At 73.6% G+C, this 12453-nt stretch carries 13 protein-coding genes; 8 read left to right on the top strand and 5 right to left on the bottom strand.

From position 1 onward, the window contains the following. The first annotated feature begins 31 nt into the window (after window positions 1-31). A complete protein-coding gene (locus VMF70_13185) occupies window positions 32-1144 on the top strand; it encodes a patatin-like phospholipase family protein (GenBank protein HTT68972.1) in 1113 nt (370 codons plus the stop codon). Here VMF70_13185 and VMF70_13180 read toward each other — a convergent pair. The 4 genes from VMF70_13180 to VMF70_13165 are packed head-to-tail and all read right to left on the bottom strand — an operon-like array spanning window position 1065 to window position 6495. Then, window positions 1065-1967, bottom strand: coding sequence for a lysophospholipid acyltransferase family protein (locus tag VMF70_13180; GenBank protein HTT68971.1), 903 nt, complete (start codon window positions 1965-1967; stop codon window positions 1065-1067). The two genes, VMF70_13185 and VMF70_13180, sit on opposite strands and share 80 nt — an antisense overlap. After that, window positions 1964-3115, bottom strand: a complete 1152-nt coding sequence (locus tag VMF70_13175) for a glycosyltransferase family 4 protein (GenBank protein HTT68970.1) — start codon at window positions 3113-3115, stop codon at window positions 1964-1966. Before VMF70_13175 ends, VMF70_13180 begins: the two co-directional genes overlap by 4 nt. Further along, window positions 3087-4922, bottom strand: a complete 1836-nt coding sequence (locus VMF70_13170; GenBank protein HTT68969.1) for an ABC transporter ATP-binding protein — start codon at window positions 4920-4922, stop codon at window positions 3087-3089. The genes VMF70_13175 and VMF70_13170 overlap by 29 nt, the downstream gene beginning before the upstream one ends. 1 nt (window position 4923) lies before the next feature. After that, window positions 4924-6495: a response regulator gene (locus VMF70_13165; protein ID HTT68968.1), complete on the bottom strand. Its 1572-nt coding sequence runs from the start codon at window positions 6493-6495 to the stop codon at window positions 4924-4926. A gap of 66 nt (window positions 6496-6561) precedes the next feature. Here VMF70_13165 and VMF70_13160 point away from each other — a divergent pair, with 66 nt between their 5' ends. Both VMF70_13160 and VMF70_13155 read left to right on the top strand, forming a co-directional pair. After that, entirely contained in the window at window positions 6562-6948 is a 387-nt protein-coding gene (locus tag VMF70_13160; protein HTT68967.1) for a hypothetical protein, read from the top strand. 7 nt (window positions 6949-6955) lie between these two features. Further along, window positions 6956-7825: a DnaB-like helicase C-terminal domain-containing protein gene (locus tag VMF70_13155; protein ID HTT68966.1), complete on the top strand. Its 870-nt coding sequence runs from the start codon at window positions 6956-6958 to the stop codon at window positions 7823-7825. On the opposite strand, the gene VMF70_13150 is transcribed toward VMF70_13155, so the two are convergent. After that, window positions 7822-8253: a hypothetical protein gene (locus VMF70_13150; GenBank protein ID HTT68965.1), complete on the bottom strand. Its 432-nt coding sequence runs from the start codon at window positions 8251-8253 to the stop codon at window positions 7822-7824. The two genes, VMF70_13155 and VMF70_13150, sit on opposite strands and share 4 nt — an antisense overlap. Window positions 8254-8347: 94 nt before the next feature. Here VMF70_13150 and VMF70_13145 point away from each other — a divergent pair, with 94 nt between their 5' ends. From VMF70_13145 to queA, 5 genes are read left to right on the top strand one after another with little or no spacing between them, the layout of a single operon-like run. Then, window positions 8348-9091 (top strand): YebC/PmpR family DNA-binding transcriptional regulator, encoded by a 744-nt coding sequence (locus VMF70_13145; GenBank protein HTT68964.1) that lies wholly within the window; start codon window positions 8348-8350, stop codon window positions 9089-9091. Window positions 9092-9093: 2 nt separating this feature from the next. Continuing rightward, window positions 9094-9588 carry a crossover junction endodeoxyribonuclease RuvC gene (ruvC, locus tag VMF70_13140; GenBank protein ID HTT68963.1) on the top strand — a complete coding sequence of 165 codons (495 nt, stop codon included), beginning with the start codon at window positions 9094-9096 and terminating at the stop codon, window positions 9586-9588. Then, window positions 9585-10178 carry a Holliday junction branch migration protein RuvA gene (gene ruvA / locus VMF70_13135; protein ID HTT68962.1) on the top strand — a complete coding sequence of 198 codons (594 nt, stop codon included), beginning with the start codon at window positions 9585-9587 and terminating at the stop codon, window positions 10176-10178. The genes ruvC and ruvA overlap by 4 nt, the downstream gene beginning before the upstream one ends. Continuing rightward, the gene (ruvB, locus tag VMF70_13130; protein HTT68961.1) at window positions 10175-11206 is read left to right on the top strand and encodes a Holliday junction branch migration DNA helicase RuvB; all 1032 of its coding nucleotides are present in this window, start codon (window positions 10175-10177) and stop codon (window positions 11204-11206) included. Before ruvA ends, ruvB begins: the two co-directional genes overlap by 4 nt. Further along, window positions 11166-12260, top strand: coding sequence for a tRNA preQ1(34) S-adenosylmethionine ribosyltransferase-isomerase QueA (queA, locus tag VMF70_13125; protein HTT68960.1), 1095 nt, complete (start codon window positions 11166-11168; stop codon window positions 12258-12260). Before ruvB ends, queA begins: the two co-directional genes overlap by 41 nt. Window positions 12261-12453: the final 193 nt, after the last annotated feature.

Here is a 12453-nt window from a genome sequence, read left to right as displayed (position 1 = left end):
AACCCCTCATGAGCGGACGCGGCAAGCGGCGATGACGGCGGCCGGCTGGCGCTTCGCGCTCGTCCTGGGCGGCGGCGGGACCAAGGGACTCGCCCACGTCGGCGTGCTCCGGGCGCTCGCCGAGCGGGAGTGGACGCCCGACGTGGTGGTCGGCAACAGCATCGGGGCGCTGGTCGGCGCGGCGTGGGCCTCCGACTTCACCGTCGCCGAGCTCGAGGCGGTCGCCCTCAGCATGCAGCGCCGCGACGTGTTCGCCATCGCGCGCAGCGAGATGGCGGCGCGGCGCCTCCGGGCGCCCGGCATCTACAAGGGCGAGCCGCTCGAGGACCTGGTGCGCGGCATCCTCGGCGACGCGACGTTCGACGAGCTGCCCCGGCGCCTGATCGTCGCCTCGGTGGACGTGAACAGCGGCACGGCGCTGTACTGGGGGCTGCCCGGCCTCCGCGACGTCTCCGTGGCGGACGCGGTGTTCGCCTCGTGCGCACTGCCCGGCTTCTTCCCGCCCCGCGAGATCCACGACCGTTTCCTGGTGGACGGCGCGCTGGTGGACAACCTGCCGGTCGCGGTCGCGGCCGCGCAGGACGTGGAGGGCATCGTCGCGGTGGACGTGGGCTCCTCGGGCGTGCTGCGCGCCGAGGTGCAGGAGTCCGGCTTCGCCTCGGTGGTGGCCCGCGGCTCCGAGATCGTCTTCCACCACATGCTGGAGCTGCGGCTGGCCCACTGGACCAGCCCCCCGATGCTGCTCGTGCAGCCGCGGGTCGAGCACGTCCCGATGTTCTCGTTCGCCCACAACCGCGAGCTGATCGACGAGGGGCATCGCGCCACCGCCGCCGCCCTCGACCAGGCCGAGGCGGTGCGCCGCGCCACGGGCGGCATCTTCCCCAGGCGGCTGGTGGAGGTCGCGGTCGATCGCGAGCGCTGCATCGGGTGCGGGGCGTGCGTGGCGCTCGGACCTCCGGGGACCTTCCGCATGGACGCGAGCGGGAAGGCCGTCGGCCCGTCGGCCCCGCAGGAGTGGTCGCCCATCAGCGGCGGCGTCGTCTGCCACTGCCCGACCTACGCCATCACGGCCCACCCGATGCGGGAGGCGGCTGGCGGTCCCACAGGCGGTGGGTCCACAGGTACTGCTCGGGCGCGAGCCTGACGGCCGCCTCGAGTCGCCGGCGGAACATCGTCGCGATCCGGACCACCATCTCCTCCACGTCTCCCCCCGGACGCTCGTCGAGCATCTCGACCACGGTGCGGTAGCCGCCGCCCGGCACCGCCGTCGTGCTTCCGAACATCACCGGCGCGCCGCTCCTGGCCGCGAACAGGCCGGGGCCCACCGGCGTCTGCGTGGGCTTGCCGAAGAACGGGACCCAGACCGGGCTGCGCATCGCGCCCTGGTCGGCGACCAGGCCGACCACCTTCCCCGCCGCGAGCGCCCCCAGGACCGCGGATCGCGCCTCGGGCATCGGGATCGGCTCGACCCCGGCGCGGCGCCGCGACCGCTCGACGTACGCGGCCACCCAGGGATTCGACGGCGGCTTGACCACCGCGGCGAACGGCAACCCCTTGGCCGCGACGCAGGCGGCGCCCGCCTCCCAGTTGCCGAGATGGCCGGTGAGCATGATGAGCCCGCGACCGCGGGCGATCGCCGACCGCAGCACGTCCTCGCCCTCGAAGCTCTGCATCAGGGGCACGACGGCGCGCGCGCCGCCGGCCGTGAGCCGCAGCGAGTCCATGGCCACCCGCCCGAAGTGCGCGTACATCCGGCGCGCCATGGTCTCCCGCTCGGCCGCCGACAGCGCCGGGAAGGCCGCGGCGATGTTGCGGTCGGCGACCTCCCGCCTCAGACCCAGCGGGGTGCGGGCCAGCCGGCCGAGCGCGGCACCGGTCGCGAGCGCGGCGGCCCGCGGCAGCGGACCGACGAGCCCGAGCGCCGCGCGCATCAGCAGGTAGGCCGGAAAGTCGCTGCGCCGCCTCATCGCCGCTGCGCCAGCGCGACCCGGTAGGCCGCCTCGGTCGCGGCGGCGGTCCGCGCCAGCGCGTACCGCCCCCGGGCTGTCTGGCGGGCGCGGGCGCCAAGGCGCGCGCGCAGCCCGGCGTCGCCGAGCAGGCGCGACAGGGCGCCGGCGAAGGCCAGGCTGTCGCGCGACGGCACCAGCCACCCGTCCTCCCCGTGGCTGACGAGGTCGACGTTGCCGCCGGCCCGCGACGCCACCACCGGCAACCCCAGGGCCATCGCCTCCAGCAGCGCCTGCGACAGGCCTTCGCGGCGCGAGGGAAGGACCACGACGTCGAACAGCCGGTAGAAGGCGAGGACGTCGGGACGGAACGGCACGCAGCGCACCTCGTGCTGCGGTGCGGCCGCGGCGAGGGCCAGGATCTCCGGGTCCGGCGCCACGCCCACCAGCGTCAGGGTGATCGGCCGCTCGAGCGCGGGCAGCGCCCGCAGCAGCACCGCGTGGTCCTTGCGCCGCGCCACCACGCCGACGGTGGGCCGCCACGGACGCCATCCCGCCAGCACGCGCGCGGTTTCGATCGCGCCGCCGGGCACGTCACGGTCGATCCGCGCGAGGTCCACGCCGTTGGGCACCACGCTCACCCGCCACGGCGGCGCGCCCCGCCGGACCAGTGCGCGCGCCACGGCGCGGCTCACCGCGATGGTGCGGTCGGCGACGAAGCCGTTGAGCATCACGGACAGCGGGAGTGACCGCGGCATCTGGCGCCGGGTCATCACGCACGCGGCCGGCAGGCGGCCCGCGAGCCGCGCCAGGCGGCAGGCGGCGCGATCGCGCGCCGCGTGGGAGTTCACCACGTCCGCAGCGGCCTGCCGCGCCACGCCGGCGATCTCGAGTGCCAACCGCGCCGGACGCTCGAAGGCCAGCGGCACCACCTCGAGCCCCGTGTCGTGCGCGGTCGCCGCCAGCAGGCTCTCGGGCCGGCAGCCCACGATCACCCGGTGCCCCGCGTCCCGCTGAGCGGCGGCCAGCGCCGCGATCGAGATGGTCGAGCCGGCCCCGTCGCCCTGATGGGTCAGGTGCAGGATGGTGAGCGCCTCGGCCCCGGCGGCGCCCCGACGGGGATCGACGCCGGGGGCGCGATCAGTCCACGAGGGCCGGACGGGATTCACCACCGAACTGCAGGTTGTGAAGCCGGCGGTAGACCCCGCCGACGGCGAGCAGCTCCTCGTGGCGGCCGCGCTCGACGACCCGGCCATGGTCGAGCACCAGGATCTGCGTGGCGTGCTGGACCGTGGACAGGCGATGCGCGATCACGAACACCGTGCGGCCCTCCAGCAGGCGGTCGATGGCCTCCTGGACCAGGTGCTCGGCCTCCGAGTCCAGCGCGCTCGTCGCTTCGTCGAGGATCAGGATCGGCGGGTCACGCAGCAGGGCGCGGGCGATCGCGATGCGCTGGCGCTCTCCCCCCGAGAGCCGGGTGCCCCGCTCCCCGAGCATCGTGTCGTAGCCCTGCGGCAGCGCGGCGATGAACCCGTGGGCGTTCGCCGCCCGGGCGGCGCCCTCGATGGCGGCCGCGTCGAACCGGTCGAGCGACCCGTAGGCGATGTTCGCCTTCACGGTGTCGTTGAACAGCACCGTCTCCTGGCTGACGATCCCCATCAGGCTGCGGAGCGAGGGCAGCGTGATCTCCCGCAGGTCGCGCCCGTCCAGGCTGATGCCGCCCGCGGTGGGCTCGTAGAAGCGCGGCAGCAGGTCCACCAGGGTGCTCTTCCCGGCCCCGCTCGCGCCCACGATCGCCACGACGTCGCCCTGGCGCGCCACCAGCGAGAGATCCTGGAGCACCCGTGCCTGGCCGTCGTAGCTGAACGACACGTCACGGAAGATGATGGCCTCGCGGAACGCGCGCACCTCGACGGTCCCCGACGCCTGCGCCTCGGTCGCCGGCTCGTCGAGCACCTGGAGAACCCGCTCGCCCGACGCGAGGGCGTTCTGGAACTGGGCCGGCCAGTTCGACAGGAACTTGAGCGGCACCAGCAGGCGCAGCGCCACGAACAGGAACATGATGAAGCTCTCGGGGCTGATCGACGCCGTCGGGCCCGTGGCCATGCGCGCGCCCACCCACAGCAGCACCACCGTGACGAGGGCGCCGAAGGTCTCGCTGATCGGCGCGCCGAGGGTCGCCAGGCGCTGCATGCGGATCACGCCCCGCGCGTAGCGGTTGGCGGCGTCGTAGAACCGGCGCCGCTCGTAGGGCTCGGCCGCGTACGACTTCACCAGCCGCACGCCCGACACCGTTTCCTGCATCAGCGACGTCAGGTCGCCGCGGTCGTCGAGGGTGCGGAGGTACCCGCGGTGCAGCCGCCGCACCAGCGGCCGCAGCCCCAGGATGAGCACCGGTGCCAGGACCAGCGACAGGATGGTGAGCCGCCACGACAGCGCGATCAGCATCACCACGTACACCGCGAGCGTGGCGATCGACTGCACGAAGTTGAGCGCCTCGTTGCCGACGATCGGCTTGACGGCCTCGGCGTCCGCCAGCATCCGGCTCAGCAGCTGACCGCCCCGGGTCTGCTGGTAGTAGACGAGGCCCATCCCCTGCAGGTGCGCGTACAGCCGGATGCGCATGTCGCGCACCACCTTCTCCTGCACCGTGGCGATGCTGACGCGGGAGAAGTACACCAGCAGGTTCTTGGCCACCATCGCCGCCAGAATGACGATGATGACGTTGCGCAGCGCGACCTGGACGTTGTCGTTGGGGAGCAGCGGGCCCACCACGTCGTGCAGCAGCCGCTCGACCTGGTTCGCCCCCTCCGGGGGCAGGAGCGACGACGCGTGGAACACGACCCGGAGGAACGGGATGACGAGCGCGAAGGTGAAGCCGTCGAACAGGGTGCCGATGACCGTCGCCACCAGCGCGGCGACGACCACGGCCAGGTAGGGCCGGACGAACCGGAACAGCTCCGGGTAACGGCCCACGCTAGCGGGCGGATCGCGGCTGGAGCAGGGCGACGGGCAGGATCATCTCCTCCGGCGAGACGCCGCCGTGCAGGAACGCGCCGCGATAGCGGGCCTGGTACTCGCGCAGCTTGGTCGGGTAGACGAAGAAGCGGTCCTCGGTGGCGATGACGCAGCGGACCCCGAGTCCTCGCGCGGGCAGGCCGTAGGTCACCGGATTCTCGACGGAGATGGCCGACTCGGGATCCTCGGGGCGGAGGTCCTCGCCGAACTTGAAGCGGAGGTTGTTGGTGGCGTCGCGCTTGGCGTACACCGTGGCGGGGCTGAGGCAGTGGATCGAGCCGTGGTCGGTCGTCAGCACCACCGGCACGTGCCGCCGCTCGGCCTCGACCAGCGCCGCCCGCAGCGGCGAGCGCTCGAACCAGGCGCAGGTGAGCGCCCGCAGCGCCGCCGCGTCGCGCGCCACCTCGTACAGGATGGCGTTCTCGGAGCGTCCGTGGGTCAGCTGGTCGACGAAGTTGAACACCATCGCCGTGACGCCGTCCTGCGCGAGCATCGCGGGCAGCCGTCGCTGCACGTCCTCCCCCTCGCCGGTGCCGAACAGCTTCTCGTAGCGGCACGGCACGGGCCGGCCGGTCACCCGCTCCAGCTGCCGGGCCAGCAGGTCGTGCTCGTGCGCATTGAGGCTGTCCTCCTCGTGCTCGGTCCACCAGGCGGGATGCTGGGCGGCGATGTCCCGCGGGAGCAGCCCCGCGAAGATCGCGTTGCGGCTATACGGCGTCGCGCTCGGCAGGATGCTGAAGTAGTGGCTCGTCTCGACGTCGAACAGCGGCGTCACCTGCGGCAGCAGCGCCTCCCACTGGTCCAGCCGCAGGCAGTCCACCACGACGAACAGCACCCGGCCGTGCTCGCGCAGCACCGGCAGGACCATCTCCTCGACGACGTCGGGCGAGAGTGCGGGCCGGTCCGCGTCGGGCTGCGCGATCCAGCGCGGGTAGTTCCGCGCGATGAAGCCGGCGAAGTCGCGCCGCAGTCCGCCCATCAGCGCCTGCAGCGCCTGCGCCAGGCCGGGCTCCGCCGCCTCGGCGAGCTTGAGCTCCCACTGCATCAGCTCGCGCCACACGTCGATCCATTCCCGCCAGCCGAGCGCGGTGCCGCGGCGCGCCTCCAGCTCGCGGAACCGCGTGACGAACTCGCGCGACAGGTGCTGCTGGCGGATCCGGTCACCCTCGAGCAACCGGGTCACGACGGAGAGGATCTGGCGCGGGTGCAGCGGCTTGACGAGGTAGTCGTCCACCGCCATCCCGATCGCCTCGCGGAGCACCGCGGGGTCCTCGGACTTGGTGACCATCACGACCGGCACCGCGGGATCGAGCTCCCGGATGGCGTGGCACAGCTCGAGTCCCCGGCGCCCCGGCATCTGCTCGTCCACCAGCACCAGGCCGTACGCCTGGCGGCGCAGCAGCTCGAGTGCGTCGTCGCCGTGGGTGGCGGCTGCGACCTCGTATCCCTGGTCGGCGAGGAACCGGCGATGCGACTCGAGGCCCTCGATCTCGTCGTCCACCCACAGGATGCTCTTGGGGCGCGAGGCCATCGGGGCAACCTAGCCGCTCCCCGGGCGTGGCGCTACATTGCGCGCGACCCCGCTCGCCCGCGCGCCATGAGCCATCCCGCCCTCGCGACCACCGACGACACGTTCGCCAAGCTCCTCGCCGACACCGTGCGCGGGCCGCAGCGCGACGGCGTGTTCGCCCTGTGGCTCGTCGTGCGCGCCGCGCTGGCCGCCGCCCCGCCCGCGCCCCCGCCCGCCCGGCACGCCGACCGGCTGCGGGCGCTCGCCGCGCGCATCCGGAGCCTCAACGCCCCGGCCCCGCTGCGCCGCTCGCTGGTAGCGGCGATCGCCGACCTCGGCGCGCCCCGCGCCGCCGTGGCCGCCACGGTCCTCGCATCCCTGGCCTCCCCCGCCGCCGAGTGCCTGGGACGGACCGCCGCCGACGCCGTCCAGGCCGCGGCGCGCGCCGCGCGCCCCGGCGCGCGGCAGGCGTAGCGGATCCGTGAAGACCCCGCCCGACATCCCGCGGCGCTCCAACCCGGTCACCGACGTGGTCGGCCGGGTGGACGCGCGCCTCGGCGGCGCGGCCAGCAGCGACACGGTCGCCACCGGCTTTCCGAGCGTCGACCGGATCCTGGGCGGCGGCCTGCGCCAGGGCGACCTGGTCGTGCTGGGCGGCGACGTGGGCGTCGGCAAGTCGTCGTTCGCGCTGGCGGTCGCGCTGCGGATCGCCGAGCGCGGCGAGACCGCCGCCGTGATCTCCGGCGAGATGGACGAGGACCGGCTGTGGGAGCGCGCGCTCGCCATCGAGGCGCGGACCCGACTCGACGACATCCGCCGCGGCACCGTCTCCGACGAGGCGCGGGCGGCCCTGGGGGCCGCCGCGGTGCGGCTGCGGAACCGGCCGCTGGTGTACCGCCCCATGGCGGCCCGGAGCTTCGAGGAGGTGGCCGACCGGCTGCGCGCGCTCCACACGCCCTTCGCGGCCGTCGACTTCCTGCAGCTGCTCCCGCCCACCCGCGCCGACGTGGAGCGCGCCGAGCAGGACGCCACCGCGGTCCGCCTGCTCAAGGAGATCGCGCTCGAGGCCAACGTCGCATTGCTGCTCGTCGCCCAGCTGCCGCGGCTCAACCCCAAGCGCCGCGACCCGCGACCCTCGCTCGACGACTTCGGCGCGCTCGGCGCGGTGAAGTACCACGCCGACGTCGTGCTCGGACTGTACCGCGAGGAGATGTACCAGGTGACGCGAGGCGTCGAGGGGGCGACCGAGCTGATCGTGGCCAAGAACCGCCACGGTGCGACCGGCTTCGTGGACCTCTATTTCTACCGCGACTGGATGCGCTTCGAGGACATGCTCGAGCCGGACCGCTAGCGGCCCGGCGCGGTTGCCTCCCTCGGCCCGGCCGTCGGAGCGGAGGCGGCCGCCGAGGTGAGCGTGTACTCGGAGATCCTCGGGCCGAGCCCGACGTGCCGGACCAGCACCCACAGGGGCTGTCCCCGGCGCTGGGCGTACACCGTGATCTGGCCCGTGTCGCTCGTCCCGCCCTCGATCTGCCACCCGGCCGCCGGCAGCACCGCGCGATAGAAGCTCGCCACCGAGTCCAGCGTGAACGGCGCCACGAACGCGCGCTGTTCCACCTCCGCCGTGATGCTGCTGTCGCGGGGGAACGAGCGCGGGACCCGCGGCACGTCCGCGAGGAACCGGGGGTTGGGCGCGGCGCTGGCGGGCTTGGCTTCGTGCCTGCCGCAGGCAGCGGCGGCGGCGGTGACGACGAGGAATGCGACCCGGCGGGCGTGCATGGCGCGAAGTATCGGAGCCGCCGCCGGAGCGGTCAAGGCGTCGTTGCTGCACCTCCGAGCGCGGACTACATTAGCCGTATCCGCGGAGGCTCCAGTGGCCGGCCACAATGTATGGAAGAAGATCAAGCGCAAGAAGGCCGTAACTGACGCCAGGCGCGGCGCTCAATTCACCAAGCTGATCAAGGAAATCACCGTCGCCGCTCGCCAGGGCGGCGGCGACCCCGCGGGCAACGCGCGGCTCCGGACGGCCATCGACGCCGCCCGCGTCGCCAACATGCCGTCCGACAACATCGAGCGCGCGATCAAGAAGGGCACCGGCCAGCTCGAGGGCGTGCAGTACGAGGAAGTGACGTACGAGGGGTACGGCCCCGGCGGGGCGGCCATCTTCATCGAGGTCACGACCGACAACGCCAAGCGGACGGTCGCCGACATCCGCCACCTCTTCACCCGCTTCGACGGCAAGCTCGGCACCACCGGCTCCGTCGCCCACCTGTTCGAGAAGCGCGGGGAGTTCTACGTCCCGGCCGCCAAGTACGACGAGGACGCGACCATCGAGGCTGCCCTCGAGGCGGGCGCCCTCGACGTGGTGAAGGAAGGGGACCACTTCGTCGTCACCACCCAGCCTCACGACTTCCACGCCGTCCAGGAGTCGCTGAAGAAGCACGGCATCGCGTGGGAATCGGCCGAGATCGCGATGATTCCGCACTCCACGGTGCGGGTCGAGGGGCGCGACGCCGAGAAGCTGGTCAAGCTGATGGGGGAGCTGGAAGAGCACGACGACGTGGCCCGGGTCTCCTCCAACTTCGACGTCGACCTCGAGGCGCTGGCCGAGGTGTGATCGTGCTCGGGCTGGATCCGGGCGCCGCGGCCACCGGGTACGGCGTGGTCGAGCTGGAGGCGCCCGGCGTGATCCGCCTGGTCGAGTGCGGGGTCGTCCGCACCGCCGCCTCCTCGCCGCTGGAGCAGCGCCTGTCGCAGATCTTCGACGCCGTCTCCGAGATCATCGCCCGCCACCGGCCCGGCGCCATCGCCGTGGAGAGCGTGTTCGTCGCCAAGAACCCGCACACGGCCCTGGTGCTGGGACACGCGCGCGGCGCCGCGCTCCTGGCCGCGGCCAAGGCGGCCGTGCCCGTGCGGGAGTACGCCCCGACGATGGTGAAGAAGACGGTGGTCGGCACCGGGACGGCGACCAAGGTCCAGGTCCAGGTGATGACGGCGCGCCGGCTGCACCTGCGGACGCCGCCGACGCCCGACGACGCGGCCGACGGCGTGGCGGTGGCCCTCACCCACTGCATGCGGGGGGCGCGCCCCTTCCGGCGCGCCGCGGTCGGATGATCGCCCTGCTCGCCGGCACGCTCGCCGTCAAGGAGGCGGACCGCGTGGTGGTGCGCACCACCAGCGGGGTGGGCTACGAGTGCTTCGTCACCACCCGCGCGCTCGCCGACCTGCCCAACCTCGGCCAGCCGGTCGAGCTGCACACGTCGCTGGTCGTGCGCGAGGACGGCCAGTCGCTGTACGGCTTCACCACCGCCGAGGAGCGACGGGTGTTCCAGCGCCTGCTGCAGGCGAGCGGGATCGGCCCGCGGCTGGCGCTGGCCATGCTGTCCCAGTACTCGAGCGAGCGGCTGGTCCGCGGCATCCGCGAGCGGGACGTCGCCACGCTGGTCGCGGTGCCCGGCGTCGGCAAGAAGACCGCCGAGCGGCTCATCCTCGAGCTGGCCGACAAGACCGGAGACCTCGCCGCGGAGCCGGCGGCGCCGACCAGCTCGGCCACCGACGCCGCGACCCAGGCCCTGATCCGCCTCGGCTACAGCGCGCCCGAGGCCGACGACGCGGTGCGCCGCGCGCTGGCGCAGGACGGGCGGCGCGACACTGCGGCGCTGCTCAAGGCCGCGCTCGGCTTCCTCGCCGGCGGCCGGCGATGACCCCCGGGCGCTCGGAGATCACCACCCCCGACGTGCTGCCCGAGGAGCGCAGCGCCGAGGCCTCGCTGCGGCCCTCGCGGCTCGACGAGTTCGTCGGCCAGGCCAAGGTGAAGGAGAATCTCCAGATCGCGATCGACGCGGCCCGCGGCCGCGGCGAGCCGCTCGACCACGCGCTGTTCTTCGGCCCGCCGGGCCTGGGCAAGACCACCCTCGCCATCCTGCTCGCCAAGGAGATGGGCGTCAGCATCCGCACCTCCTCGGGCCCGGTGCTCGAGCGCCCCGGCGACCTCGTCGGCCTGCTCACCGGGCTGAGGCGCGGCGACATCCTGTTCATCGACGAGATCCACCGGATGCGACCCACGCTCGAGGAATTCCTCTATCCCGCGATGGAGGATTGGCGGGTGGACGTGCGCGTGGGCGACGGCCCGCACGCCGAGACCATCCCGATGGCGCTCGAGCCGTTCACCCTCATCGGCGCCACCACGCGCTACGGACTCCTGACGCCGCCGATGCGCGCCCGGTTCGGCATGGTCGAGCGGCTCAACTTCTACCCGCCCGAGGACCTGGCGCAGATCGTGAAGCGCTCGGCCGGCATCCTCGCCGTCGAGACCGACGGCGGCGGCGCCGACGAGATCGCCAAGCGCAGCCGCGGCACGCCCCGGGTCGCCAACCGCCTGCTCCGGCGGGTGCGCGACTACGCGGCCGTGCGCGCCGAGGGCCGCGTGGACCGGGAGACCGCCCGGCAGGCGCTCGCGCGGCTCGACGTGGACGAGTTCGGCCTCGACGACATGGACGCGCGGCTCCTGAAGACCATCATCGAGAAGTTCGAGGGCGGGCCCGTCGGCCTGGGCACGCTCGCGGTGGCGGTGGGCGAGGACGCCGGCACGCTGGAGGAGGTCTACGAGCCGTACCTGATCCAGCAGGGGTTCCTCCAGCGCACCCCCCGCGGCCGCGTCGCGACGCCCACCGCCTACCGGCACTTCGGCTTTGCCGCGCCGGAGGGCCAGAACTCGCTCTTCGGTTCGTGAGGGCCGCGGTGGACCGCCGGCGGCCACGCTGAGAACAGCGGCCTTCGACTACGGCCTGCCCCCGGAGCTGATCGCGCAGGCCCCGCTGGCGGAGCGCGACGCCAGCCGGCTCCTCGTGCTCGAGCGCCGCAGCGGCACGGTGAGCCACCGGCGGTTCGCCGACTTCCCCGATCTGGTGGCCCCCGGTGACCTGGTCGTCCTCAACGACTCGCGCGTGATCCCCGCCCGGCTGCCGGCGCGCCGGTCGGGCGGCGGCGCCGCCGAAGTGCTGCTCGTGGCCCGCGAGACGGACGGCGCGTGGCGGGCCCTGGTCCGGCCCGGCGCCCGCATCCGCGCGGGCTCCCAGCTCGCCCTTGGCGGCGAGGACGCGGTGGAGGTCCTGGCCACCCTGCCCGACGGCCAGCGGCGCGTGCGCCTGGCAGGGCCCGGGGGGGACGCGGCGGTCGTCGCCCGGCGGGGGCAGGTTCCCCTTCCTCCTTATATCAGGCGCGCGCCGGCGGAAGCGGACCGGGAGCGCTACCAGACCGTCTACGCCACCGAGCCGGGCTCGGTGGCGGCGCCCACGGCAGGGCTGCACTTCACGCCCGCGGTGCTCGAGCGGCTGGAGCGGCGGGGGGCCGCCGTGGCGCGGCTGACGCTGCACGTGGGCCCCGGCACCTTCCGGCCCGTGTCGGTTGCCGAAGCCGAGCACCACCGGCTGGACCCGGAGGCCTACGTGCTTCCCGAGGCGACGGCGCGGGCCGTCGCGGCCGCGCGCCGCGCGGGCCGCGCGGTCTGGGCCGTGGGCACCACGGTCACCCGGGTGCTCGAGGCGGGCACCGACGGCGCGGGCGGGGTGAAGCCGGCGGCGGGCTGGACGTCGCTGTTCATCCGGCCGGGTCACCGGTTCGCGGTCGTGGACCGGCTGCTCACGAACTTCCATCTGCCGCGGTCCACGCTGCTGATGCTGGTCTGCGCCTTCGCCGGGAGAGAGAGGGTCCTGGCGGCGTACGCCGAGGCGATCAAAGAGAGATACCGGTTCTACAGCTATGGCGACGCGATGCTGGTTCTGTGACGGAAAGGCAGTGATCAGGGCAGTTGCCAGACGGCAAGGTGGGAGTGGTTCCCAGTTGTGCAGTTCTTCGGATGCCAGACCAGTGACTCGGAAGACGGCGGTCGGGAGCCTGTTCTGGGTCTGGGCGACTTCAGTCTGGTCACCACTGTCAGCTTGCCGTCCGGCAACTGCTCTGATTGCCGTCGGTCTATCC

Source organism: Gemmatimonadales bacterium, from assembly GCA_035502185.1.
Classification (GTDB): domain Bacteria; phylum Gemmatimonadota; class Gemmatimonadetes; order Gemmatimonadales; family JACORV01; genus Fen-1245.
This window is presented reverse-complemented; position numbering and strand designations above follow the sequence as displayed.